A 25226-nucleotide genomic window follows, 5' to 3' on the forward strand; every position below is an offset into this window, starting at 1 on the left:
TATGGCTTTTGATATTGAAATGATCAGAAAGGTATATGCGAATATGCCCGCTCGTGTAGACAAAGCTCGCGAGATTGTAGGCCGTCCGCTAACGCTTTCCGAAAAGATTTTATACAATCACCTTTGGGAAGGAATGCCGTCCCAAGCTTTTACCCGTGGAAAGGATTACGTTGACTTCGCTCCAGACCGCGTGGCTTGCCAGGATGCGACTGCACAAATGGCACTTTTGCAGTTCATGCACGCCGGAAAAAACAAGGTTGCCGTTCCAACTACGGTACATTGCGACCACTTGATCCAGGCGAAAGTCGATGCCAAGACAGATTTGGCGCGCGCAAAACAACAATCAAACGAGGTTTTCGACTTCCTTTCGTCGATCTCGAACAAATACGGAATCGGTTTCTGGAAGCCAGGCGCCGGAATCATCCACCAGGTTGTCCTTGAAAATTACGCATTCCCGGGCGGAATGATGATCGGGACGGATTCGCACACGGTAAACGCCGGCGGACTCGGAATGGTTGCAATTGGCGTCGGTGGTGCCGATGCGGTTGACGTAATGTCAGGAATGGCTTGGGAATTGAAGTTCCCGAAACTCATCGGAGTACATTTGACAGGAAAATTGTCAGGTTGGACTGCTCCAAAAGACGTCATCCTAAAAGTGGCCGGAATCCTTACCGTTAAAGGTGGAACCGGAGCGATCGTGGAATATTTCGGAGAAGGTGCAAAGGCAATGTCTTGTACTGGAAAAGGAACGATCTGTAATATGGGTGCCGAAATCGGGGCGACGACTTCAACTTTCGGATACGACGACTCGATGGATCGTTACCTGCGTTCGACTGGTCGCGCCGATGTAGCCGATGCCGCCAACGAAGTAGCCGATTATCTGACTGCCGATGCTGAAGTTTACGCGAATCCGGAGCAATATTTCGACCAGATCATCGAAATCAACCTTTCGGAATTGGAGCCGCATTTGAACGGACCATTCACTCCAGATTTGGCCACGCCGATTTCGAAAATGAAAGAGGAAGCGATCAAAAACGATTGGCCGCTTCAAATCCAGGTAGGTCTTATCGGATCCTGTACCAACTCGTCTTACGAAGACATCGCGCGTTCGGCTTCGCTGGCCAAACAAGTCGCCGACAAAAAACTAAAGACCAAAGCGCAGTTCACGATCACTCCGGGTTCAGAAGTAGTTCGCTACACGATCGAGCGCGACGGATTCATCGATATTTTCGACAAGATCAACGCGACGGTTTTCGCAAACGCCTGCGGACCGTGTATCGGAATGTGGGATCGCGAAGGAGCCGAAAAAGAAGAGAGAAACACGATCGTTCACTCTTTCAACCGCAACTTCTCGAAACGCGCTGACGGTAACCCGAACACCTTGGCGTTCGTCGGTTCGCCGGAATTGGTCACAGCTTTGGCAATCGCCGGAGATTTGTCTTTCAACCCGCTGACTGACACGCTTATCAACGAAGACGGAGAAGAAGTGAGATTGGACGAGCCGACAGGAAACGAATTGCCTCCAAAAGGTTTCGACGCCGACGATCCGGGTTATCAAGCGCCAGCTGCCGACGGTTCGGGAGTTCAGGTTGCCGTTAGTCCAACTTCAGAACGTTTGCAACTGCTTGAGCCGTTCGATCCGTGGGATCACAAAAATATCACAGGAGCGAAATTGCTTATCAAAGCCTTCGGAAAATGTACAACCGACCACATTTCAATGGCCGGACCATGGTTGCGCTTCCGCGGACACTTGGACAACATTTCCAACAACATGCTTATTGGAGCGATCAACGCCTACAACATGAAAGCCAACTCGATCAAGAATGAATTGACTGGCGAATACGATGCGGTTCCGGCTGTTCAGCGCGATTACAAGGCGCACGGCATTCCGTCAATCGTTGTTGGTGATCATAACTACGGTGAAGGTTCGTCCCGCGAGCACGCTGCGATGGAGCCGCGTTTCCTTGGTGTGAAAGCTGTTTTGGTGAAATCGTTCGCACGTATCCACGAAACGAACTTGAAAAAGCAGGGAATGTTGGCACTTACGTTCGCTAACGAAGCAGATTATGACTTGATCCAGGAAGGCGACGTGATCAATTTCCTTGACCTTACGGAATTCGCTCCGAACAAGCAATTGACTTTGGAATTCGTCCACAAAGACGGATCGAAAGACATCATCATGACAAACCACACTTACAACGCCGGCCAGATCGGTTGGTTCGTTGCAGGTTCGGCTTTGAATTTGATCGCTGCCGAAGCTTAATCGGCATCCGCTATAAAAAAGAAGCCTCTCGAAATCGGGGGGCTTTTTTGTTTTATGTTTTTTCGGAAGCTTTTCGTTTGTAAAAAAGAAGGATTGCGCCCGAATCAAAAGTGTGTGATTTGAGTAGCTCAAAGACAGTTCTGTCGTTGATCTCGTCGAACAGCGGCAAACCTTTCCCGACGATTACCGGGTGCACGCAAAGCTGGAATTCGTCGATCAAATCGAGATTGGTGAGTTGCACGATCAGGCTTCGGCTGCAAACCAATACGTCTTTGGAAGGTTTTTGTTTGAGTTCGGATACTGTTTTTTCGAGCGATTCGTCGGCTAAAGACGCAGATTTCCAATCGGAGTTTTGCATCGTTTTCGAGAAGACGATTTTGGGCGTTTTGTCCATCGTCGCGGCAAATTCGTCCATTGATTTTTCTCCTGTCGGATGCTCGACGAAAGGCCGCCAATATTCCATGAGCCCAAACGTTTTACGTCCGTAAAGCACAACTTCGCAATCGTCAAGCAACTTTTTGTAGTGATCGTGGATTTGCTCATCGGGCGACATGCCTTCGTGATCGCAAAACCCGTCGATCGTCATGTTTATCGCGGCGACTATCTTTCCCATTTCATCGCGATTTTTTTAGAACCATCGTCACGAAATGCCTTCTGATGTGATGTCCCGTTTTGCTCATGACGTCCTCGAATTGCCGATCGATTCTTGCAAGTTCGAAATTCGTCTGCGGAAGCAATTTCTCGATGTCTTCGGGCATGTAAAGATTGAAAACGCAATCAGTGAACGCCAATTGTTCCATCGAATCTCTTTCGGCGAAAGTCAGGCAAAAAATGCCATCCGGTTTCAAAACGCGTGAGATCTCGTTTAGCATTTTGACGACATCGGGCCAAAAATACAGTGTGTTTGCCGTAAATGCTTTATCGAAGAAATTGTCGGCTCTCGGGATTTTTTCCCCGTCGTAAAGCTCGAAACAAATGCCGTTTGATCCTTGGTTCAAGCGTTTGGCTTCGGAATGCATCGTCTCGGAAATCTCGAAACCTTCGTACCGGATCTGGTCAGCGCGTTCCAGCAATTCGCCAAGGTGGCCGCAGTTTCCGTGGCCCAATTCCATAACCGAATCGTTGTTGACAAGGTTCAAATTGGCAATCGAGTTCCGCGTCATGCCGATGTTTGTCTCGTTCATGTTCTCGGCCAGATGAATCCCGAATTCTCCGTCCGGATGGCTCAATTGCATAGCCAGATGATGTAGCTCTTCGTTGGTCATGGCATCAGGATAATCAGTTCGTTTCTTACATTTCCGTTTTCCAGCGTGATGATCCTGTACCCGAAATAGTCGGCGTGGGCTTCGATTTCCTGCGTGCCTTTTTTGACCTGATAGGAAGCCGCGGGCGTTTCATATTGCGAGATCGCGCCGCTTCCGGTTTCGTCCTCGCAATGGTAATGTCCGCAGAAAATAAAAACTTCGTGCTCCTGATTTTCCAAAAGTTCGCGAACGGCATCGCGGTTTTTGAGCGGATACTTGCGATCGACATAACTGTCAACCTCGAAAATCGGGTGGTGGATGAACAGCACTATCTTGAGTTGATTCCCGTCCAGTTTTTCCTTGAGCCAATGCAGTTGCGACTTGCTGATCTCATCCGAAGAAGAATCCAAAAACAGGTAAAGGAAATTCTCGTCGCGAAAGCTATAATACAACTCCGACAGATCGACGTTTTCGGGATTCGGGAAATGCTGAAGCAATTTGGGAACGACGTCGTGGTTTCCCGGAATGATCTGGAATCGGCCTTCGTATGCCTTCAAGTCTGTAAAGAAATCCGAATAATACAGGGCATCCGAAATATCGCCACCAATCACGATCTGGTCGATTTGCCTGTGAGATAAATCTGCCAAAACCTTTTTCCAATGCGACATTTGGTCGACAGTCACGGGAAGTTTTTCCTCGAGATGCGTATCCGTGATGAAAGCGATCGTTTTTTTCATGCCTCAATTTACGAATTGGCGGTTAAACAAATTGGCGGTTTATGACGATTTTAGTACAAAAAAAAGCCCCGAAAACAATTTGCTTTCGGGGCTTCAGCTAGTTTGAAATCAATTATTTCTTGATGATCTTGAAGGTTTCGGAAGCGTTGCCCGAAGAAACTTTCACGAGGAATGTTCCCGCCGGAAGACGCGTCATGTCAAGCTGTGTCGAAGTCGCGCTCACGTTTTTCGAGATCACGATCTGTCCGATGATGTTGAAAACCTGCACCTCGCTCAATTGGTCGGTGTACTCGACGTTCAGAATGTCGTTCACAGGATTCGGGTAAACCTTGAATTTGGCGTGCCCAAGATCGCGTGTTCCCAATTCGGTAACCGAAATGCAGTCAGAAGTGACTGAACATTCGCCAACCGTAATCACGACATAGTAATCGCCAACAACAGTCGGAGTGAAGGTTTGCCCGGTTTCGCCGGCAATCGCCAAAGTGGAGCAGGTGAACCATTGATAAGTCGCGCCGGTTTGCGTCGCATTGACGATTCCGCCGTTTTGGGTAACCGATGCGTTCGGGGCAGGATTTACGGTAAGCGAAGTCGCCGCCGATGCCACAGAATCACAGCCGCCGTTGTTCACGACAACCGAATAGTTTCCGGCGTCAGAAACCGTGATCGATTGTGTAGTTTGTCCGTTTGACCATGTGTTTCCGGTCGCCGCCGATGAAGTCAGCACAACATTTCCACCTTGGCAGAAAGTCGTCGCTCCGGAGGTGGAAATCGTCGGAGTCGCAGGCAATGGAATGACCGTCGTGGTCAAAGTCACTGATGTCGCGCATTGGTTCGCGTTCGGCGTAAATGTGTAAGTTCCGCCAGTCGAGTTGTTGATTGTCGATGGATTCCAGGTTCCCGAAATTCCGTTTTGGGAAGTCGTCGCCAATGAAGGAGCCGAACTTCCGGCGCAAAACGTCAGGGCAGTAACGAAATTCGGAGTCGTCGGATTGTTGACCGTAACAGTCGTTCCCGCAGAAATCGCTGAACCGCAACCTGAGTTCGACACCGAAACTGTATAAGTTCCAGCGGTTGAAACCGTGATTGATTGCGTCGTCGCTCCGTTTGACCAAGTATTTCCGGTCGTTGCCGATGAAGTCAAAACAACGTTTCCACCTTGGCAGAAAGTCGTCGCCCCAGAAGCAGAAATTGTCGGAGTGGCCGGAATCGGGTTAACCGTAACCAAAGTCGAAGCCGAAGTTGCAGACGAACATCCGGAATTTGAAACCGAAACTGAATATGTTCCAGAATCAGAAACCGTGATCGATTGTGTAGCTTGTCCATTTGACCAAGTATTTCCAGTCGTTGCAGACGAAGTCAAAACAACATTTCCACCTTGGCAGAAAGTCGTCGCTCCAGATGCAGAAATCGTTGGAGTGGCCGGGATCGGATTAACCGTAACAGTCGTTCCCGCAGAAATCGCTGAACCGCAACCTGAACTCGTCACAGCAACCGTATAAGTTCCAGAAGTTGAAACCGTGATTGATTGCGTCGTCGCGCCATTTGACCAAGTATTTCCGGTCGTAGCCGATGAAGTCAAAACAACGTTTCCGCCTTGGCAGAAAGTCGTTGCGCCAGATGCAGAAATCGTCGGCGTAGTCGGAATCGGGTTAACCGTGACCGTCGTTCCCGCAGAGATTGCTGAACCACAACCTGAGTTCGACACCGAAACTGTATAAGTTCCAGCAGTTGAAACCGTGATTGATTGCGTCGTCGCTCCGTTTGACCAAGTATTTCCGGTCGTTGCAGATGAAGTCAAAACAACATTTCCACCTTGACAGAAAGTCGTTGCGCCAGATGCAGAAATCGTCGGAGTAGCAGGCGTCGGATTGACCGTAACCGTGATTCCGGTTGAAGTTGCAGACGTACAAGTTCCATTGGTTACAGAAACCGAATAAGTTCCGGAAGTTGAAACCGTGATGAATTGCGCCGTCGCACCATTTGACCACAGGTTTCCGGTCGCCGCAGACGAAATCAACGTCACATTTCCGCCTTGGCAAAAAGTCGTAGCTCCGGTTGCCGTGATTGTTGGCGTTGCAGGAAGTGGGTTAACCGTAACAGTCGTTCCCGCCGAAGCTGCAGACGTACATCCGCCGCTTGTCGTCGTTACCGAATATGTTCCAGAAGCCGAAACCGTGATAGACTGTGTCGTCGCGCCGTTTGACCAAAGATTTCCGGTGGCAATCGACGAAGTCAAAGTGACGCTTCCGCCTTGGCAGAATGTCGTATCGCCCGAAACTGAAACCGTCGGAGCAACCGGCAATGGCGTAACCGTAATCGTCGTTCCTGCCGATGTTCCGGAAGTACAACCTGAGTTTGTGACCGAAACCGTGTAAGTTCCTGAAGAAGTTACGGTGATCGATTGTGTTGTCGCGCCGTTTGACCAAACGTTTCCTGTCGTTGCAGATGAAGTCAAAACAACGTTTCCGCCTTGGCAGAAAGTCGTTGCGCCAGACGCAGAAATCGTCGGCGTGGCCGGAATCTGGTTAACCGTAACTGTCGTGGAAGCCGAAGCTGCCGAAGGACAAGTTCCGTTCGTTGTCGTAACTGAATATGCTCCGGATGCTGAAACCGTGATCGATTGTGTCGTGGCTCCGTTTGACCAAGTATTTCCGGTCGTGGCCGATGAGGTCAAAGTGACGCTTCCGCCTTGGCAGAAAGTTATCGCTCCCGAAGCTGAAATCGTCGGAGTTGCCGGAGCAGGATTTACCGTAACTGCTGTCGCAACCGATGGAGCGGAAGTACAAGTTCCGTTGTTGACCGAAACAGTGTAAGATCCGGAAGAAATAACTGTGATCGATTGCGTTGTCGCGCCCGTTGACCAAATGTTTCCTGTGGTTGACGATGAGGTCAAAGTGACGCTTCCGCCTTGGCAGAAAGTCGTCGTTCCCGAGGCGGAAATCGCAGGCAAAATTGCCGAGAAAGTCGCGCTGATCGTGTGATTGGCAGCAACTCCCGTAAAAGTATAGGTGGCAATCGTGCCTTGTGAAATGCCGTCGACCAAAACACTTTGGATCGTGTATCCGCAGTTGGCCGTAATGGTGTAAGTTTGGTTCATTCCCGTAGGAACAGTTGTCGTTCCCGCAGGAGAAATCGTTCCGTTTGTTCCGGCAGAAGCCGAGATCGCGAATCCGGCAACGTTGCTTTCGCTTGCGCCAGGCGTCGGAGTCAAAGGATTTCTCGGCAAACAATCGATGTCGGTCGTGACACTTGCAATCGGTGCTCCGATGCCGTCAATCGTCGGATTGCTTCCCGCCACGAGGTGCAAGTCGTTGTTTGAAGCAAAAACCGGTTGCACTTCGATCGAGTTGGCGTCTTTTGCAGTCGCTGCGGTCCAGGCGGCCAAAGTCGCATAGCTCGTCCCCGCATTGTTTACAAGACCGCCAGAGCGGAAACCGCCGTCCTGAACGCCACCGCTGAAAAATACGTTATTGTTTGAAACAAGGTTGACGAAAGTCGTGCTCAATGTTCCGAACGCGTAAGTTTTAACAGCACCTCCGCCAGTAGCGATCTGTGTCGTTGAAACGATATTGTTTCTCATTTCCAAAGAAGGATCGAGACCCGAAAGCGCGATGCCGTAACTTGGCGATTGGTTGGAAACCGAGCCGCGATCGCCGTACAGGTTGATCGTGTTGTTATAGAGTTTGGTGACCGATGCAACGGCACCTACAACCCAGATTCCAGCGACATTATAAGTATTCTGTGACAAACCCGATACGTTGCTGATCATGTTGTTCTGCACGACGTTCGGAGCGCCTGATGCCGTTCCGGAAATCGCGATTCCTGCTGTTGAACCGCCCAAGTCTACGGTGCTTACGACGCCCGTTATCCAGTTGTTGGCGACCAAAGCACCGCTGATTCCGCCACTGCTTACCGTGTTTGCATACGCCTGGGCCGCCCCAATGGCCAAACCTACTGTTTCGCTGGCGCTGCTGCCTGTAATGTTGTTCACGTATACTTTGTTGAACGTCACCTGCGGATTCGCCTCGAAAAAGATGTAGACGCCGTTTCTGGAAACGCGGTCTGCTCCCGTTCCGGTGATGTCGTTTTGGGTAACCACCAAATTGCTGTTCTGGTTCGATGTGCTTACGCCTGTCGAGTAGATTCCGATGGAGGTTTTTCTGGGCGCGCAATTTTCGATGCGGTTGTTTTCATTGTGCGCAGCAGACGGAACCGCAATCGAATTTGGAAACACGCGGAACATAATGCCGTAGCCGTTGGCAGGCGAATATCCTACAGTGTTGACATTCTTGACGGTATTGTTGTTTGCGCCGGCTGCCTGCGATTGAAACAAGAGTACCGCAGAAGTTCCGGCCGTATTGTTCACAAAAGTGAGTTGTCGCAAAGAAGCGTCTCCACCGATCTGGCAACTTGCAGCCGTTGCTCCCGTGAGCGATCCGTTGATGGTTACGTTGTCTGTTCCTTCGAATCGGATCAAACCAAGATTGTCGATGCTGTTGCTTACCGAGCCGGTTACGGTTCTCGCAGCGCCGAAAGGCTGGATCAAAACAGCGTGTCCGCCAGCGATTTCATTGAGTGGAATGTTTCCGGTTTCACCCGTCAAGTCAGAGATGATGTTGATGGTAAGCGGTCCGGAAACGCCGGCAATGTTCGTGTTGATCTTTTGGAAAATTCCGCCCGCGTTGGTAAGAGACGGATAATCGCCTCCGTTTCCAACGGTGTAAGTTCCCTGCATCGGAGGCAAAACATCGATGATTGTAAGTGTAGCGGTTGCGCCGTTGGCAATTGTCGTGTTCGTCGGATTTGAAAGTGTCAGCGTAAGCGTTTCGCCATTGTCGAGCACAAAGTCGGCATTGATAGGAACACTTATGGTTTTTGGCGTGTTGTCGCCGTCAGCCCAGGATAGAGTTCCCGCAACCGCGGTGTAATCTGATCCCGCGGTAGCCGTTGCGTCGCTTGTGGCATAATTTACCGAGATCGCGCCCGTCGATCCGCCATTTCGATTTACCAAAATGGTTGCAGTCGTGTTTTCGGAAGCGTTGAATTGGGCGTTGTCAAAAGAAACATTGCCCGCTTGTCCGGTCGCAGTGTAAAGCAATTGGATGTTCGGTTTCCTGCTTTGCGGAACGCCGTATTGGTTGTTGTTGAACGGAGAGCTGAACGCGTACCAAGTCATCGAGCAGTTGTTCGAACCCGAAGACCACCTGAATTGTTTGGCGTTCGAAAATTCCGTGTTGTTCGTTCCGGCATTCGTCTCGACGACAACCTCGATGTTGTTTCCGGAGTAAGTAAATGGCGTTTGGAACGGAATGTAAATCCAGCGACCCGTCACGAAATTCGCAGCCGGCAAAGTTCCCGAATAAACCACGGCCGAAGCCGAATAGACATTCGAATAAATCGACGAAGTATAACCGCCTGAACCTGTTCCGGCATTGCTCATGCACAGTTTGACAGGTGTATTTTTCGGAGTGCCGGACGAAGCTTGCATGTAATAGCGAATGCCTGTGACGATTGATCCGGCAGGCATATTCAACTCGGCGGCATTGTAAATCGAAGCCACGCGGTCGTGCGCATAAGAGCAACCCAATGGACGCTCGTCAACTGAGTTGTAAGTGTTTCCCGCGGGAATCGTCAATTGGGAAAAAACCGTCTGGCAGCAAAGCAAAAGCGCCAGGATCGAGAAAAGGGAAAATCGCGAAAGCCACGTTTTTTCCTTCACGGAAAGGTAATTCTGTTTCAAAATCGTTGTAGTTTAATTGTTCGTTGATTGAATGGATTTTGTAAAAAAAATCCCGCAAAGATAGGAAATAAATAGTTGGGGTTTTTGCGTTACTGATTTTTTTATGTAGAAAATAATGTTACGGTTACAAGCTGATTTCGACGCGATAAGCCGAGTTTGCTTAGTGCCCATTTTACTGCAAGTTTATCGAATTCGGCAGCTGAAAATCGGGCGGATGAACAAACGTCGCTTTTGGTCGTAGAAGCGTCGGGAATTTCAGGAAATCCGTTTTTGGCATTGGCAATCCAAATTAAATTGTTAGTATTGACAACCTTAAAACCAGTAAAATGAAAACATTCAAATCGTTCGCAGCCCTTGTGTTGGTTGCTTTCGCGACAATGTCCGCCACGGTCGACGCCGGATATTTCGACGTGTACCTAAAAAACAACTGCGGAAAAGAAGTAGAAGTCCGCGTTCGCGCCGACGGATCTTCGTCGACAAGCAAGTACAAATCTGGAGAGAAAACCAAAGTGCCAGTAAAAGCAGGTTACGAGGTTTACGTCGACGGAAAACTGCTGCAGAAGTTCGCCGACAGCGACAGCGGAAAGGAAATCAACCTTTGCAAGTAACAATGAGTCCACTTTCGAGTGGATTTTTTTTTTGTCCGGATGAAACCGATATCATGAATCGGAAACCTGCGGAAATTCGCAAATTCGCGGTTGAGAATAATCGCCGCGACCCAAGCAACGCGAACTGGCGCAAGCAATGCACGAATTGTTGGAGTGCAAAATCACATCGATAAATCAGCGGCAAAACAAAATAGCAGCGCCAATCATCCGTAAATTTGGCATCCTAAAACAACCACAATGGATTTCTCCGAACTCAAAAACCGCTCCCGCGAAATCAGGGAAGCGTATCATAAATTGGAAGTCGCGCACCACGGCAGCAAGTGGTCGGTCGAAGAAGATGCTTTGGCGTTTTTGACCGATGCGGCTTTGGTCGGACGCCAGGTCATGTCGCACGAAGGTCGCTGGCCAAAAGCAAATACGCAGGACGAACTCAAGCACAAAATCGGCGAAAGCATTTGGTGGCTCACAGTTTTGTCCGACAGAATGGGAATCGACATCGAATCGGCTACGACCGAATTTTTATCCAAAACAGAAAAAATCGTAAAATGAGCTATTGTTCCGCCATCGAAAACATGCAACCCGAAGCCAGAAAAGCGTTGCACAAAAACTATCACGACAACCACTACGGTTTCCCGATCGAAGACGACAACGAACTTTTCGGACGTCTCGTAATGGAAATCAACCAGGCCGGCTTGAGTTGGGAAACGATTCTCAAAAAGGAGGAAACCTTCCGCAAGGCTTATGCGAATTTCAACATCGAGAAGGTCGCGGCTTTCACCGAAGAGGATCGCGAACGATTGCTTTCAGATCCCGGAATCATCCGAAACAAGCTCAAAGTGAATGCGGCGATCGAGAATGCCAAAAAGATTCTGGAGTTGCAAAAGGAATTCGGTTCTTTCGGGAAATGGATTGAGGCCAATCATCCCAAAACCAAGGAAGAATGGGTCAAATTGTTCAAAAAAACCTTCAAATTCACCGGAGGCGAGATCGTGAACGAGTTCCTGATGAGCATCGGATATCTCGAAGGCGCGCACGTCGAAAACTGTCCGGTTCACGCCAAAGTGCTCAAGTCGAATCCGATGTGGATGCAAAAATAGGCGAGGACAAATTTGGGGAAACGAAACGCGTTTTGGAGTATATTAGCCGAAACCAACCAACCGAAAAATGCAAGAACAAGAACACTTCAAACGCGAATTAGGACTGCTTGACGGCACGATGCTCGTCGTTGGGTCGATGATCGGCTCGGGAATTTTCATCGTGAGTTCCGATATGGTAAGACAAGTCGGATCGGCCTCGTGGCTTTTGCTGATTTGGGCGTTGACGGGATTGATAACCGTAATCGCAGCAGTGAGTTATGGCGAATTGAGCGCGATGTTTCCAAAAGCCGGCGGACAATACGTCTACCTCAAGGAAGCTTACGGAAAATTGACCGCATTCCTGTACGGATGGAGTTTTTTCGCGGTGATCCAAACCGGAACGATCGCCGCGGTTGGCGTGGCTTTCTCGAAGTTCGCGGCTTATCTGTATGAACCGTTTTCAGAAAACAACTTTCTTTTTGAATCGGATAATTTCAAGTTGAGCGCGGCACAATTGGTGTCGATCGCGACGATAATTTTCCTGACTTACATCAACAGTCGAGGCGTCAAGAACGGCAAAATCCTGCAGACGGTTCTCACCATAATCAAGATTCTCTCGCTTGCCGGATTGATTCTCTTCGGACTTTTGCTCGCGGCCAAGTCAGAAGTTTGGGACGCCAATTTCGCCTCGGGCATGTTTACGCAAAGTCTCGATACCGAATCCGGAATCTGGTCGCCCGTGAGCGGAACAGCCCTGATGGGCGCGATTTCTGCGGCAATGGTCGGGTCGCTTTTTTCGAGCGATGCTTGGAATGGCGTGACTTTTATCGCCGGGGAAATCAAGAATCCACAAAGGAATGTCGGACTCAGTTTGTTTTTGGGAACTTTGACCGTAAGTGTGATTTATGTGTTGGCGAACGTCATGTATCTTGCGGTCGTGCCGATGCAGGAAATCGCGAACGCTCCGTCTGACAGGGTTGCGGTCGTGGCTTCGGAATATATTTTTGGAGGAATCGGGACTTACATCATCGCGGTGATGATCATGATTTCGACCTTCGCCTGCAATAACGGACTCATCATGGCCGGGGCACGCGTTTACTACACAATGGCCAAAGACGGACTTTTCCTCAAAAAAGCGGCCAATCTCAACGAGCACAGCGTTCCGGCGTGGGCGCTTTGGGTGCAATGCGTTTGGGCGTCGGCGCTTTGTCTTACCGGAAAATATGGCGATTTACTCGATTTCGTCGTGATCATTGTCCTGATTTTCTACATTCTCACGATTTATGGGATTTTCAAACTCAGGAAGTCGATGCCGAACGCCGAACGTCCTTACAAAGCTTTCGGTTACCCGATTCTTCCCGCGTTTTATATTGTCGTTGCCACGGCGATCTCGATTTCGCTTTTGTGGTTCAAGACCGACACTTGCGGTTGGGGCGTTTTGATCATGTTGATCGGGATTCCGGTTTACTATCTGACGAAACCGAAAGAGTCTTAAATTTTGAACCATTAAGGACATTAAGTTCATTAAGATTGAAAGGTAAAATACGTATCGCTGTTTTTTTGCGGATTAGATTTTGACCATTACGGACATTTTAGTTCATTAGAATTGTCACACTTACAAAAGATCTAATCGTCCCTTTCTAAAATCCGTATTCGACCGAACGCGTTTTATATTCGCCTTTTTCGACAATCCAGACAACGTCATAACCGCCGGCGCCGTCGCTGTTTGACGAATGAACGTATAAAATATCGTTGGTTTCATCGTAGTTCGCACGCGTGTTGTGAAGCGTCGGTTCGTACAGATCGCGAAATGCGGTTTTTGGAAGTTCGATCGGCTTTCCGTCAATCGTGATTTTGATCGATTGGTATTCGCGCTTCGGGATATTTCCGTCAGTTCCGAAGAATTTTGCACCGTCGATTTCGGTAACGATCGCATTGTTGTTTTGGAAGTAACCGAATTTGTGGTTTTTCGGAATGAATCTGGTTTGGATGAGTTCGATGGAAATCTTGTCGGTTTCTAAAATTGCGTTCTCGGAATTACTCGTTTTCAACGGAATTTGAGGAAAATCGGATACCAATCTGATCCGGTCTTTGTAAATGAATCCGTTTTTGTCTTTGCCTTCCTTGTAGTAATCGATATTGCTCCAATTTTGTTTCGGCTCGAACACGTAGACCACAAAACCGTTCGCGAGTTTGTCGGTTATATTTTTCCCGAATTTTGCCTCGCTTCTGACGTTGCAGAAACCGTCCGGGTCATTTACGATCCCAAATTGGCAAAACCCGAAAGTCGTCCAAAGCAAAAATACAAAACCAATCGCGCTGCTACAACTCATAATTCTTGAGTAAAGCCAGTTGTCCCAAGTGGTAAGCGTCGTGTTGCATGATCCCGAAAATCAGGTCGTAAACCGTGTAATGCGTTTCGAGATAGCGTTGGGAAAGTTTCTCGTCTGTCAATTTATCAAGAAAACCCAGCCAATCTTCCTGTGATTTTTCGAGTTTCCGAAGCGAAATGCTCCAGGCTTTTTCAGATTTGTCCGCAATCGGAAGAAAATAATTGTGATCTGGTGTATCGGCTTCGGCTCCGTTGATGCGATCCAGAACGACTTCGCGCCAAATCGACAAATGGTTCACGATTTCCCAGATCGAGTTGGTGACGTGCCGCGGTTTTTGCGCCGCCCATTCGGCATCGATGTTGCTCAAATTGCCGCTTATCGAACTGTCGAGCCAAGGATCGCCGTTGTACAATTCCTTGAAAAGCTTGATGATTCTGTCCTTTTCTTTCATCGGTAGTTTTTTTGCTCGATGGAAAGTACAAAAAAATCCGCCAAACGATGACGGATTTTTCATAGTCAGTCAAGCGTAAAATCTTAATAGTACGTGTAACGACGCACTTTCGATATGTATTTTGCAAGCCGCACGACTTGGTGGCTGTAGCCGAATTCATTGTCGTACCAAACGTAGAGCACGATGCTTTTTCCGTCCGGAGAAACAATTGTCGCGTTGCTGTCATAAATCGACGGTGCGTTCGTCCCGACGATATCCGAAGAAACCAACTCATTGTTGAGCGAATACTTGATCTGCTCGACGAGTTCGCCTTCCAAAGCATATTTTTTCATGATGGAATTCACTTCTTCGACCGAAGTTTCGCGTTCCACTTCGAGGTTCAAGACCACAAGCGAACCGTTCGGAACCGGAACCCGAATCGCGTTCGAGGTCAGTTTTCCGGCCAAAGACGGCAATGCTTTCGCGACTGCGCTTCCGGCGCCCGTTTCGGTGATTACCATATTGAGCGCCGCTGCACGTCCGCGACGGTATTTGTTGTGCATATTGTCGACGAGATTTTGGTCGTTCGTGTAAGCGTGGATCGTTTCCAGATGGCCTTTCACGACGCCCAAAGTGTCTTCGACGGCTTTCAGGATAGGAGTAATTGCGTTCGTCGTACACGAAGCCGCCGAGAAAATATCGACGTCGTCCGGATCGTATTCGTTGTGATTTACTCCGTGAACGATGTTCGGGATGCCTTTTCCGGGCGCGGTCAAAAGCACTTTCGAAACGCCGCCTGATTTGAGATGTCGCGACAAAGCTTCTTTCGTGGTGAACGCTCCGGTGTTGTCGATTACCAACGCATCGTCGAATCCGTAGGCTGTGTAATCGATTTCCTCGGGTGAATTTGCGGTGATCACGTGAACAGTCGTTCCGTTTATGATTAGCGCTTTTTGGTCGGCATCGGCTATGACCGAACCTTGAAAATCGCCGTGAACCGAATCGTATCGCAACAAGGAAGCGCGTTTTTCAAGTGAAACCGCGTCGTTTTTGTCCCTTGTCACGATCGCCCGAAGCCGCATTTGTGTGCCTTTTCCGGTTTTTGACATGAGCTCGCGCGCCAAAAGTCTCCCGATTCGGCCAAATCCGTAAAGCACGACGTCTTTGGGTTTGTTGTTCTTGAAATCGCGTGCGTTGGCGAGTTTATCGATGATGAACGAGGTCGCATTTGGATAATGGTTGTCTTCCGAACGATATTCGTGCGTGAGTTTGCCGATGTCGAGTTTGGAAGGCGGCAAATCCATCGACAAGATCGCTTTTGCAATCTCGACCGAATCGAATACCGAAATCGGTTTCCCGACGAATTCTCCCGCATATTCGTGTAAGTTGATGATGTCGCTCACATTGCAATTCAAAAGTTGATTGCGGAACAAGACCATTTCTATCGATTTGTCGTACCAAAGGTCGGACACGATCCGGATGAATTCTACCGCGGCGCGTCTTCTGTCGGCTTGGTAGGCAACTTCCTTCTCGTATAAACTGGCTGTAGTCATTTAGTTGTGAAGATTAGTGAATTCGTGAAATTTTCGGCAAATGTAAAATATTTCAATCGTTTTCGTAAAATAAAAACCTGCTTTTTTCGCAATGAAATCTTTAAATCGTCCAAAAGATGATTCCTGTCGGAAACAAAAAAGCCACTCGCGAAATCGGGTGGCTTTTTAGTCGTAAAGTCGTCAGATTTTTTGCTTACATTATCACGCGAACCAATTCTCCGTTGCTGGTCATGAGCTGCACTTGTACCGATTGGTTGTCGTCGAATCTTTTGAGCAGACTTGAAACGGTTTCTACGTCGGAAAGTTTCACGTTTCCGATCGACAGGATCACGCCGCCTTGCAGTTCGTCTTTGTATTCGGCCAATCTTTCATTGTTGACCTCGTCGATCTTGACGCCATAATTCACGCGGAAACGCTTTTTGTCTTCGGCAGACAAATTCGACAATTCCATCTGTTTGAATGTAACGGTCGCGGCTTCGGTTTTTATCAATTTAACGCCAGTCGTGTAGGTTTTCGCATCGCGGATGTAAGTCACGTTCACGATGTCGTTCGGACGTTTGGTCGTGATTACCGAGTTCAGATCGGCAAACGTATAAATGTCGTGTCCGTCGACCTGCGTGATGATGTCGCCTTTTTTGAGTCCGGCTTTTTCAGCGCCAGAACCTTTCGTGGCCGAACTGACATAGAAACCTTGCGTGCGCCCGACGTTCAGGTCTTTCGAGATTTTCGTGTTCAGTTCCGTGCCCTGGATTCCGATGATCGCTCTTTGCGTGTTTCCGTATTCCATGATGTCTTCGACGACTTTTCTCGCCACGTTAGACGGAACCGCGAACGAATATCCAACGTAAGATCCGGTCATCGACGAAATCATAGTGTTGATTCCCACCAATTCGCCTTGCGTGTTCACCAATGCGCCGCCCGAATTTCCCGGATTCACGGCCGCGTCGGTTTGTATGAACGACTGCAATCCGTCGCCGCTTAGGTTTCTGGCTTTCGCCGATACGATTCCGGCGGTGACGGTCGAAGTCAGGTTATAAGGATTTCCGACAGCCAAAACCCATTCGCCCACCTTGATATTGTCGGAATTGGCGAAAGCGGTGTAAGGCAATTTTTCATCGGAATCGATCTTGAGAAGCGCGATGTCCATTTTTGGATCTGTTCCGATGAGTTTCGCCTTATAAGACTTGCGGTTGTTCAGAGTCACTTCCAATTCGGACGCGTCCTTGATCACGTGATTGTTCGTCACGATATAGCCGTCTTCTGAAATGATCACGCCCGAACCCGTACCAACTTGCTCTTGTTGCTGGCCGCCGCGATAGCCGTAGTAAAATTCCAACATCGGATTCGAAACCGTGCGATACGAAACGTTCTTCACGTGAACCACATAGTGCACGGCTTTTTCTGCCGCTTGTGTAAAATCGACATTTTCAGCGCCGCCGAAACCAACCGTTCGCGTGTAATTTTCGGGAGCCGATGTGATGATGTTCGCTTTGTCAGGGAATACATTCTCCTCAGACAACATCTTGTAAGCACCAAGCGTAACGCCCGCGCTCAACAGGGAAACCAAGAATAAACCAGAGAATCTTTTCATCTTTTTAGTTTGATAAATTGAGATGCTTCAAACATTTTCCCTAAAAATTGGGAATCTGTCGAGAAGCGGATTGTTTGTTTGAATAATCATGTTTGGGTTTAACACCAAAATTATTCCTTTATTGCTTGCGTGAAATCACTTTAACCACGCCTTAACAGCGTTTAACTTTACTTTAAAACTTCGTACTTTTGAGCTATGGAAATCACCTTCTCAAAATATCAGGGAACAGGCAACGACTTTGTGATAATCGACAACCGTTCGCTCCGTTTTCCCAAAAATGATACCGAACTCGTGGCGAAGCTTTGTGACCGGCGTTTTGGCATCGGAGGCGACGGATTGCTGCTTTTGGAAGACGATCACGACTTCGATTTCAAGATGGTTTACTTCAATTCTGACGGAAATTTGGGTTCGATGTGCGGAAACGGCGGGCGTTGTCTGGTCGCATTCGCCAAAAACCTCGGAGTTATCGAAGACACGGCCGAATTCATTGCGTCAGACGGACCGCATTTCGCCAATGTATCGGACGGAATCGTTTCGCTTCAGATGAAAGATGTCGATTCGGTGAACGTCCAGCCTGATTACGTTTTTCTCGACACAGGTTCGCCTCACCACATTGAAATCGTCGACGATCTCGAGCATTTCGATGTTTTCGGAAAAGGAAAGGAAATCAGGTACGGATCGCTTTACGGACAAAAAGGCGCGAACGTGAATTTCGTGAAGCCCGAAAGCGACGGAAGTTTTTCGGTCAGAACCTACGAACGCGGCGTCGAAGATGAAACTTTGTCGTGTGGAACAGGCGTAACTGCGGTCGCTATCGCGATGTACAAACTCGGGAAAACGACCTCCGATCGCGTAAAATTGAACGTGCAAGGCGGAAAACTCGAGGTTTCGTTCTCTGAAAAAGACGGGAATTTTACCGATGTCTTTTTGATCGGACCGGCGAAATCAGTATTCGAAGGCACTTTTCCATGTTGACGCTTTCCGGAAATAACGTCTTTTTGCGCGCGCTCGAACCCGAAGATCTCGAGTTCATTTTCGCCATTGAGAACGACGAATCGATTTGGGAAGTCAGCAACACGCAAACGCCTTACAGTAGGTTTTTGATCAAACAATATCTCGAAAACGCACAACAGGATATTTACGAAGCCAAACAGCTTCGGCTCGCGATCGCGCAACAAAACACGGCAAAAACCATCGGATTGATCGATCTTTTCGACTACGATCCGCGTCATCACCGCGCCGGAATCGGAATCGTCATCAAGGACAAAGCCAACCACGACAAGGGTTTCGGTGGCGAATCGCTTGAACTTCTCATCAAATATTCTTTCGCACATCTCGGCCTTCATCAATTGTATGCCAACATCGATCCCGAGAACGTTCGCAGTGTGGCGCTTTTTACTAAATTTGGCTTCACTTTGGGCGGCGTCAAAAAAGACTGGAACCGCAGCCAAGGGAAATATAAAGACGAAGCGTTCTATCAACTAATCAACAACAAATAAAGTGAGCTTTAAAAAAATCGCGGGCATCGTTTCGGTCATCGTCGTGACCGCCGCCATCGTTTACGGATATATTCTCTATCGCAACATATTTTCGTCGAACACTAAGTTTGACAGAAAGGAACAAGCTGTTTTTGTTCCGACGAACGCCAATTTCGACAAGGTCAGGGAAGTGCTTTCGCCTTATATCGAAAACATGGAAAATTTCGTGTCGACGGCCGAAAAGAAATCGTACCAAACCAATGTCAAAGCCGGGAAATTCATTCTCAGGAAAGGCATGAACAACAACGAGATCGTAAACGCTTTGCGTCAACCGGTTTCGGTCAAGATCGCTTTCAACAATCAGGAAAGGCTCGAGGATTTCGCGGGTCGCATAGGGCAACAGATCGAGGCCGATTCCACGAGTTTGATGAAGGCTTTTCTCGACAAGAAGTTTTTGGAAGAAAACGGATTCACCGAAGAAAACGTGCTGTCGATGTTCATCCCGAATTCATACGAGTTTTTCTGGAATACTTCAGCCGATAAATTTCGCGACAGGATGGCCAAGGAATATCGCGCGTTCTGGAACGATGAGCGAAACAAAAAAGCCGAAGCGCTCGGTTTGACGCCGCTTCAGGTTTCGGCGCTTGCATCGATCGTGCACAAGGAAACGGTCAAAACCGACGAGCGTCCGCGCGTGGCCGGCGTTTATCTTAACAGACTTGAAAAAGGCATCAAACTCGAAGCCGATCCTACGGTGATTTATGCCGTGAAAAAGAATTCCGGCGACTGGAACCAAGTCATCAAACGCGTGCTGAACAAAGATCTTGTAACAGTTTCTCCTTATAATACGTATGCCGTAAACGGATTGCCGCCGGGACCGATCGCGATGCCAGACATTACGGCAATCGACGCGGTTTTGAGTCCGGAAAAGCACAATTACATTTACTTCTGCGCCAGCGTGACCAACTTCGGCTACCACGAATTTGCCGTGACGCCAGCCCAACACGAGGCCAATCGCCAGAAATATGTGGCTTGGATAAACGCTCAAGGCATCAAGCGCTAAATGGATTTTCGCGCCTCCATATACGTCATGATTTTTGGCCTTGTCGGAATTTCGGCAGCGGCACAAAATGGAGTGGAGCGCTTTCTCAAGCCCGCCGATTCCTTGAGTGTCGGCAGAAGAAATGCTGTCATCATTGGCGAAGCGGTCGTGGCTGTTGGAACTTATGCCGCGCTGAACCAACTTTGGTACGCCGATTACGACAAATCTGATTTTCATTTCATAAACGACAATGCCGAATGGATGCAAGTCGACAAAGCCGGACACGCGTTCTCGACTTATCATTTGAGCAGCCAAAGTGCGAATTTGTTCCAATGGAGCGGAATGGACAAGCGCAAAAGCGCTATTTACGGAGCCGCGACAGGATTCGTCTTTGTATCGGCAATCGAGATTTTCGATGGATTTTCGCAGGAATGGGGCGCGTCTACCGGAGATTTGGCGGCGAATGCTGGTGGAACTTTACTTTTCATCGGTCAGGAATTGCTGTGGAAAGAGCAGCGTATCGTGCCCAAATTCTCGTTCCACAAAACCCAATACGCATCGGTTAGACCCGAGGTTTTGGGAAGTACGTTCACCGAACAGATCGTCAAGGATTACAACGGACAAACCTACTGGCTTTCGGCCAACGCGAGATCTTTCTTCAAGGAGGCGAATTTTATTCCAAGGTGGTTCAATGTTGCCGTCGGATACGGAGCGACCGGAATGGTCACAGGAGAAAACCGTCCGGTGAATCTCGTGTTTCTTCCGGAGAAAAAACAGGTTCGCGAATTCTATTTTTCGATAGACGCCGACCTTACGAAAATCCGTACAAAATCCCATTTGTTGAAAACAATTTTCTCTGTGGTGAACACCGTAAAAATTCCTGCACCTACTTTAGAGTTCAATGGTAGTGGCAAAGTCAAATTCCATCCACTTTACTTTTAGAAAACATTAACTGATTGATTTTCAGTATTTGTTTAATTGTCGTATATTTGCCCCCGCAGAAATTTTTAGTGAGATACCTAAAATTTTGAGCAGAAATGACCTACAAGTCACTCTGCCACAGTTAGGTTAAGCCAGAGAGATGACTATACGTTCTAACGCGTTTTTCTTGTCTTTTTTGGCGACGTCCGCCGAAAGAAAACAAACATCGTGATTAAAAAATGGGTATATTATCTTAGCATCATCGCAATTATCGCCTTTCTGAGTTACGGTTTCAAACCGTTCAATCTACAAGCTCACGATTGGTTCAACACTTCGGGTGAAGACCAACTTTCCTACAATTATCCTTCGCTCAACTCAGCCGAGTACGACAACCAAAGAATTCCATTTACCGGAAAATTTTTCGTGGCTTACAAAGAAGCCATCGCCAAGCGCGAATCCCAAGGCCAATATAAGTTGGTGAATACTTTCGGGTATATGGGCAAATACCAGTTCGGTAAATCGGCATTGCGCGCCATCGGAATCCACAACTTCAGCAACTTCCTGCGCAATCCTTCACTTCAGGAAAAAGCGTTCGAGGCTTTGTGCTCGCGCAACAAATATGAGTTGCGAAAGGAAATTGCGAGATACGACGGGAAGATCGTCGGCGGAATAAAAGTCACTGAATCGGGCATCCTTGCTGCGGCGCATTTGGGCGGAGCGGCCTCGGTAAAACGCTTTTTCGCCAGCAACGGCGCGCGTTTCCTTAGAGACGGATACGGAACTTCAATCAAAAGTTACATGCGAAAATTCGGAGGTTACGAAACCGTGGGAATCGTCGCCGACAGTAACGCGACTGTTCAACTTTGATCGAAAAAAGATACTTTGATTCGTGAAAACTTGCTTCGGCAGGTTTTTTTTGTATCGAACTGCAAGCGCTTCAAGATTGGTCATTCAAGGAAATCCAAAAGCATAAAAAAACCTGCGTGTTCGGCAGGTTTTGTTGTTCTTGTATTTTCGGAGTCTACATTTTGGTGAAGATCAGCGTCGCTTCGGCTGCTTGGAAAATCAGTTCTTTGTCGGTGATTTTCGTGATTTTTCCTTCTGGCGTTTCGTTCGGCATTCCGTCGGTTTTTTGGAACAGTGACTTTCCGTCTTCCGAAACCGTGTAAGTGCCGGTTCCCGCAGCTTGTCCGGCGGCGCTTTTGCTATTGAATTTTCCGTCCTTTTCAAAACAGACGACAGTGCTGACGACCTGTTTTTTGATTTCTGCCATTTGCGGCGGTTCCGGAGTCAGCTTGAAGTCCGTGAGTTTCCAGCATCCGACAAGTGCTTTTTCGGTTTTTGCTTTTTGGGCGAATACTTGCGAAGTAGAGAAGAAGCAGATCGAAAAAAGGGCGAATAGGAGAATGCGTTTCATATGTCTTTATTTTTGTGGTTGAATAGTTATCGAAATCACGGATATCTAACGCAGTTTCGGATGTTTCAGTATTTGTCTTGGCATAAATTCCAGATGTATCCGATTTCGAAAGGCAATAATTTCCGGACAGAAAATGTCAGTTCTTGTGAATGATGAAAATCGCCGGACGGTTCTGCAAATCGGGCAAATGTTTCTTCCAGTCTGAAACCTTGAGCGTTCGGATGAATTCCGTGGGAAGCGTAATGTCTGCGGCGATGCACAAAAGCGTATTCGGTTGAAGGGTTTGTAACAAATCCTCGACGAATTTGTTGTTGCGATAAGGCGTTTCTATAAAAAGCTGCGATTGATCCTTGTCGCCCGAAAGTTTCTCGAAATTCTTGATCGCGGTTTTTCGTTCAGATTTGTCGATTGGAAGATAACCGTTGAAGGCAAAACTCTGTCCGTTCATGCCCGAACCCATCATGGCAAGCAAAATGGACGAAGGCCCGACAAGCGGAATCACCTGAATGCCTTTTTCATGCGCGAGTTTTACGATCACCGCGCCCGGATCAGCGACTCCGGGGCAACCGGCTTCACTCATAAGACCGATGTTTTTGCCGTGAAGCAAAGGTTCGATCATGGCTTTGAGTTCGCTTTCTTCGGTTCTTTTGTTGAGAAGCGAAATGCGCAAATCAGGCTGTTTTTTTTCGGGATGGACGAGTTTGATGAACTTTCGCGCCGTTTTTTCGTTCTCGACAATATAGTCGCTGATGAAATCGATGGTGCGTTTTATGGTTTGCGGCAGGACGTCATTCGGGTCGTCGTTTTCGCCAAGCGTCGTCGGAATCAGGTAGAGTTTCCCTAAGACAGTAAACGGTTTCATGGATTTTCCGCTTTTAGTTTGTCGGCGATATTGGCCGTGGCTTCGTCCAGCATTGCGTAGACTTTGTTGAATCCGTCATGCAATCCGAAATAGGGATCAGGCACGTCCATGTTTTCGCCAGGAAAAAGTTCGTTCAGGATAAGTTTGACTTTGTTTCGGTCGTCGTCGTTTCTTGCCAATGCTTTCACATTCGATAGATTGCTCGCATCCATCACAAAAATATAGTCGAAGGTATCGAAGTCGGAAACCTTGAATTGACGGCCACGTTGTCTCGAAATGTCGAGTCCGTTGCGTTTTGCGACTTCGATCGAACGTTCATCAGGGCAAGACCCGACGTGCCAATCGCCTGTTCCGGCAGAATCGACCGTGAATTTATCGCTTGGTAGCTTGGCTGCCAAAAGTCCTTCCGCCAGCGGAGAACGGCAAATGTTTCCAAGGCAGACCATCAGGATTTTAACCGACATGATTACAAAGAAAGTTTCTTGTTGATATCCTCTACGAATTTCTTGAATTGCTTGTCGGTAGAAACCAGGTTGTCGACAGTTTTACAAGCATGCAAAACCGTGGCGTGGTCGCGGTCGCCGATTTGTGATCCGATGTTCGCCAAAGAAGCTTTCGTGAATTTCTTGGCAAAGAACATGGCCAACTGACGCGCCTGGACTACGTGGCGTTTTCTGGTTTTCGACTGAAGCGTCTCGATGTCGAGCTGGAAATAATCGGATACGATCTTTTGGATGTATTCGATGGAAATCTCTCGCTTTACGTTCTTTACGAACTTCTCGACGACATTTTTGGCCAGGTCGAGCGTGACTTCCTTTTTGTTGAAAGACGATTGGGCAATCAGTGAAATGATAGCGCCTTCGAGTTCGCGCACGTTTGTTTTGATGTTGCGCGCCACATATTCAATGATGTCTTCCGGCATTTCGACGCCGTCGCGGTACAAGATGTTGCGAAGGATGGAAACGCGGGTTTCATAATCGGGTTGGTGCAATTCTGCCGACAGCCCCCATTTGAAACGCGAAAGCAATCTTTGTTCGATGTCCTGCATGTCAACCGGCGCTTTGTCAGAAGTCAGGATGACCTGTTTTCCGTTTTGGTGCAGATAGTTGAAAATGTGGAAGAAAACGTCCTGCGTTCCCGATTTTCCGGAAAGGAACTGCACGTCGTCAATGATCAAAACATCTATCAATTGATAGAAGTGGATGAAGTCGTTGCGGTTGTTCTTTTTTACCGAGTCGATGTATTGTTGGGTGAAAACTTCGGCTGAAATATACAGCACGGTCTTTTCGGGATATTTGTCTTTGATCTCAACTCCGATGGCGTGTGCCAAATGCGTTTTCCCCAAACCGACACCTCCGAAAATCAAAAGCGGGTTGAACGACGTTCCGCCCGGCTTGTTTGCGACCGCCATACCGGCAGAACGCGCCAAACGGTTCGAATCGCCTTCGAGGAAATTGTCGAAACTGTAATTTGGATTGAGTTGTGATTCGATTTTTAGGTTGCGAATGCCGGGAATCACGAAAGGGTTTTTGAGTTCCGGGCTTAGATTGCGAACCGGAGCGTCGACCTCTTGCGCGCGCATAGGCGAACGATGTGCGCTTGGCAACTGTTCCGTGAACGGCTGTTTGTTGCCATAGGTATTCTCCATTTTGATTTTATAGAGTAACTTCGCGTTTTTTCCGAGTTCTTTGGTCAGGGCAACCTTGAGCAACTTTACGTAATGTTCCTCGAGCCATTCGTAGAAGAATTTACTCGGAACCTGAATGTAAAGCGCGTTGTCGGTGAGCTCAACTGACTTGATTGGTTCGAACCAGGTTTTGTATGCCTGCTCCTGGATATTGTCCTTTATAAACGATAGACAGTTTTCCCATACCGATTGCGCAGTTTTGCTCATAGATGACTGTAAAATTTTTAATTATTAAAGGTTATCT

The 25226-nt window shown here is 48.1% G+C and carries 22 protein-coding genes; 10 read left to right on the top strand and 12 right to left on the bottom strand.

What is annotated here, in order from left to right:
• The first annotated feature begins 1 nt into the window (after position 1).
• Complete coding sequence (locus tag EOO49_RS01965) at positions 2–2263, top strand: aconitate hydratase (protein ID WP_290842213.1); 2262 nt, start codon at positions 2–4, stop codon at positions 2261–2263.
• Positions 2264–2315: 52 nt separating this feature from the next.
• Here the strand turns inward: EOO49_RS01965 and EOO49_RS01970 are convergent, their stop codons facing one another.
• From EOO49_RS01970 to EOO49_RS01985, 4 genes are all read right to left on the bottom strand, one after another.
• Complete coding sequence (locus EOO49_RS01970; protein WP_290842215.1) at positions 2316–2876, bottom strand: dihydrofolate reductase family protein; 561 nt, start codon at positions 2874–2876, stop codon at positions 2316–2318.
• Between the two features lies 1 nt (position 2877).
• Positions 2878–3528 carry a class I SAM-dependent methyltransferase gene (locus EOO49_RS01975; RefSeq protein WP_290842217.1) on the bottom strand — a complete coding sequence of 217 codons (651 nt, stop codon included), beginning with the start codon at positions 3526–3528 and terminating at the stop codon, positions 2878–2880.
• Positions 3525–4244 carry a metallophosphoesterase gene (locus EOO49_RS01980; protein WP_290842219.1) on the bottom strand — a complete coding sequence of 240 codons (720 nt, stop codon included), beginning with the start codon at positions 4242–4244 and terminating at the stop codon, positions 3525–3527. Before EOO49_RS01980 ends, EOO49_RS01975 begins: the two co-directional genes overlap by 4 nt.
• A 112-nt stretch (positions 4245–4356) precedes the next feature.
• A complete protein-coding gene (locus tag EOO49_RS01985; RefSeq protein WP_290842221.1) occupies positions 4357–9984 on the bottom strand; it encodes a Calx-beta domain-containing protein in 5628 nt (1875 codons plus the stop codon).
• A 326-nt stretch (positions 9985–10310) separates the two neighbouring features.
• Here EOO49_RS01985 and EOO49_RS01990 point away from each other — a divergent pair, with 326 nt between their 5' ends.
• From EOO49_RS01990 to EOO49_RS02005, 4 genes are all read left to right on the top strand, one after another.
• The gene (locus EOO49_RS01990) at positions 10311–10592 is read left to right on the top strand and encodes a hypothetical protein (protein ID WP_290842223.1); all 282 of its coding nucleotides are present in this window, start codon (positions 10311–10313) and stop codon (positions 10590–10592) included.
• A gap of 237 nt (positions 10593–10829) precedes the next feature.
• Positions 10830–11141, top strand: coding sequence for a MazG-like protein (locus EOO49_RS01995; protein WP_290842225.1), 312 nt, complete (start codon positions 10830–10832; stop codon positions 11139–11141).
• Entirely contained in the window at positions 11138–11689 is a 552-nt protein-coding gene (locus tag EOO49_RS02000) for a DNA-3-methyladenine glycosylase I (RefSeq protein WP_290842227.1), read from the top strand. Before EOO49_RS01995 ends, EOO49_RS02000 begins: the two co-directional genes overlap by 4 nt.
• 67 nt (positions 11690–11756) lie before the next feature.
• Positions 11757–13163 carry an amino acid permease gene (locus EOO49_RS02005; protein WP_290842229.1) on the top strand — a complete coding sequence of 469 codons (1407 nt, stop codon included), beginning with the start codon at positions 11757–11759 and terminating at the stop codon, positions 13161–13163.
• A gap of 145 nt (positions 13164–13308) precedes the next feature.
• Here EOO49_RS02005 and EOO49_RS02010 read toward each other — a convergent pair whose 3' ends face one another.
• The 4 genes from EOO49_RS02010 to EOO49_RS02025 form a co-directional block, all read right to left on the bottom strand.
• Positions 13309–14001, bottom strand: a complete 693-nt coding sequence (locus EOO49_RS02010; RefSeq protein WP_290842231.1) for a hypothetical protein — start codon at positions 13999–14001, stop codon at positions 13309–13311.
• Complete coding sequence (locus EOO49_RS02015; RefSeq protein ID WP_290842233.1) at positions 13991–14452, bottom strand: DinB family protein; 462 nt, start codon at positions 14450–14452, stop codon at positions 13991–13993. Before EOO49_RS02015 ends, EOO49_RS02010 begins: the two co-directional genes overlap by 11 nt.
• Positions 14453–14535: 83 nt before the next feature.
• Positions 14536–15984 (bottom strand): glyceraldehyde-3-phosphate dehydrogenase, encoded by a 1449-nt coding sequence (locus EOO49_RS02020; protein ID WP_290842235.1) that lies wholly within the window; start codon positions 15982–15984, stop codon positions 14536–14538.
• A gap of 193 nt (positions 15985–16177) precedes the next feature.
• On the bottom strand, positions 16178–17575 hold the full coding sequence (locus EOO49_RS02025; protein WP_290842237.1) for a trypsin-like peptidase domain-containing protein: 1398 nt from the start codon (positions 17573–17575) through the stop codon (positions 16178–16180).
• Positions 17576–17770: 195 nt separating this feature from the next.
• Between EOO49_RS02025 and dapF the strand changes: the two genes are divergently transcribed.
• The 5 genes from dapF to EOO49_RS02050 all read left to right on the top strand — a co-directional run bounded on the left by dapF (position 17771) and on the right by EOO49_RS02050 (position 21883).
• Positions 17771–18550: a diaminopimelate epimerase gene (gene dapF, locus EOO49_RS02030; protein WP_290842239.1), complete on the top strand. Its 780-nt coding sequence runs from the start codon at positions 17771–17773 to the stop codon at positions 18548–18550.
• Positions 18544–19074, top strand: a complete 531-nt coding sequence (locus EOO49_RS02035) for a GNAT family protein (RefSeq protein WP_290842241.1) — start codon at positions 18544–18546, stop codon at positions 19072–19074. Before dapF ends, EOO49_RS02035 begins: the two co-directional genes overlap by 7 nt.
• 1 nt (position 19075) lies before the next feature.
• Entirely contained in the window at positions 19076–20116 is a 1041-nt protein-coding gene (mltG, locus tag EOO49_RS02040; protein WP_290842243.1) for an endolytic transglycosylase MltG, read from the top strand.
• The gene (locus tag EOO49_RS02045; protein WP_290842245.1) at positions 20117–21037 is read left to right on the top strand and encodes a DUF2279 domain-containing protein; all 921 of its coding nucleotides are present in this window, start codon (positions 20117–20119) and stop codon (positions 21035–21037) included.
• A 207-nt stretch (positions 21038–21244) separates the two neighbouring features.
• Positions 21245–21883, top strand: coding sequence for a transglycosylase family protein (locus tag EOO49_RS02050; protein ID WP_290842247.1), 639 nt, complete (start codon positions 21245–21247; stop codon positions 21881–21883).
• Between the two features lie 154 nt (positions 21884–22037).
• On the opposite strand, the gene EOO49_RS02055 is transcribed toward EOO49_RS02050, so the two are convergent.
• The 4 genes from EOO49_RS02055 to dnaA form a co-directional block, all read right to left on the bottom strand.
• Positions 22038–22433: a lipocalin family protein gene (locus EOO49_RS02055; RefSeq protein WP_290842250.1), complete on the bottom strand. Its 396-nt coding sequence runs from the start codon at positions 22431–22433 to the stop codon at positions 22038–22040.
• A gap of 136 nt (positions 22434–22569) precedes the next feature.
• Complete coding sequence (locus EOO49_RS02060) at positions 22570–23295, bottom strand: SAM-dependent methyltransferase (protein WP_290842252.1); 726 nt, start codon at positions 23293–23295, stop codon at positions 22570–22572.
• Entirely contained in the window at positions 23292–23759 is a 468-nt protein-coding gene (locus tag EOO49_RS02065) for a low molecular weight protein-tyrosine-phosphatase (protein WP_290842254.1), read from the bottom strand. Before EOO49_RS02065 ends, EOO49_RS02060 begins: the two co-directional genes overlap by 4 nt.
• A gap of 2 nt (positions 23760–23761) precedes the next feature.
• Complete coding sequence (gene dnaA, locus EOO49_RS02070) at positions 23762–25189, bottom strand: chromosomal replication initiator protein DnaA (protein WP_191020238.1); 1428 nt, start codon at positions 25187–25189, stop codon at positions 23762–23764.
• Between the last annotated feature and the right edge of the window lie 37 nt (positions 25190–25226).

It is taken from the genome of Flavobacterium sp. (assembly GCF_004295795.1).
GTDB lineage: Bacteria > Bacteroidota > Bacteroidia > Flavobacteriales > Flavobacteriaceae > Flavobacterium.

Bases quoted from the DNA above. Each gene is read 5' to 3' on its own strand.
- EOO49_RS01965 (WP_290842213.1), top strand. From the start codon at position 2: ATGGCTTTTGATATTGAAATGATCAGAAAGGTATATGCGAATATGCCC.
- EOO49_RS01970 (WP_290842215.1), bottom strand. From the start codon at position 2,876: ATGGGAAAGATAGTCGCCGCGATAAACATGACGATCGACGGGTTTTGC.
- EOO49_RS01975 (WP_290842217.1), bottom strand. From the start codon at position 3,528: ATGACCAACGAAGAGCTACATCATCTGGCTATGCAATTGAGCCATCCG.
- EOO49_RS01980 (WP_290842219.1), bottom strand. From the start codon at position 4,244: ATGAAAAAAACGATCGCTTTCATCACGGATACGCATCTCGAGGAAAAA.
- EOO49_RS01990 (WP_290842223.1), top strand. From the start codon at position 10,311: ATGAAAACATTCAAATCGTTCGCAGCCCTTGTGTTGGTTGCTTTCGCG.
- EOO49_RS01995 (WP_290842225.1), top strand. From the start codon at position 10,830: ATGGATTTCTCCGAACTCAAAAACCGCTCCCGCGAAATCAGGGAAGCG.
- EOO49_RS02000 (WP_290842227.1), top strand. From the start codon at position 11,138: ATGAGCTATTGTTCCGCCATCGAAAACATGCAACCCGAAGCCAGAAAA.
- EOO49_RS02005 (WP_290842229.1), top strand. From the start codon at position 11,757: ATGCAAGAACAAGAACACTTCAAACGCGAATTAGGACTGCTTGACGGC.
- EOO49_RS02010 (WP_290842231.1), bottom strand. From the start codon at position 14,001: ATGAGTTGTAGCAGCGCGATTGGTTTTGTATTTTTGCTTTGGACGACT.
- EOO49_RS02015 (WP_290842233.1), bottom strand. From the start codon at position 14,452: ATGAAAGAAAAGGACAGAATCATCAAGCTTTTCAAGGAATTGTACAAC.
- EOO49_RS02020 (WP_290842235.1), bottom strand. From the start codon at position 15,984: ATGACTACAGCCAGTTTATACGAGAAGGAAGTTGCCTACCAAGCCGAC.
- EOO49_RS02025 (WP_290842237.1), bottom strand. From the start codon at position 17,575: ATGAAAAGATTCTCTGGTTTATTCTTGGTTTCCCTGTTGAGCGCGGGC.
- dapF (WP_290842239.1), top strand. From the start codon at position 17,771: ATGGAAATCACCTTCTCAAAATATCAGGGAACAGGCAACGACTTTGTG.
- EOO49_RS02035 (WP_290842241.1), top strand. From the start codon at position 18,544: ATGTTGACGCTTTCCGGAAATAACGTCTTTTTGCGCGCGCTCGAACCC.
- EOO49_RS02045 (WP_290842245.1), top strand. From the start codon at position 20,117: ATGGATTTTCGCGCCTCCATATACGTCATGATTTTTGGCCTTGTCGGA.
- EOO49_RS02055 (WP_290842250.1), bottom strand. From the start codon at position 22,433: ATGAAACGCATTCTCCTATTCGCCCTTTTTTCGATCTGCTTCTTCTCT.
- EOO49_RS02060 (WP_290842252.1), bottom strand. From the start codon at position 23,295: ATGAAACCGTTTACTGTCTTAGGGAAACTCTACCTGATTCCGACGACG.
- EOO49_RS02065 (WP_290842254.1), bottom strand. From the start codon at position 23,759: ATGTCGGTTAAAATCCTGATGGTCTGCCTTGGAAACATTTGCCGTTCT.
- dnaA (WP_191020238.1), bottom strand. From the start codon at position 25,189: ATGAGCAAAACTGCGCAATCGGTATGGGAAAACTGTCTATCGTTTATA.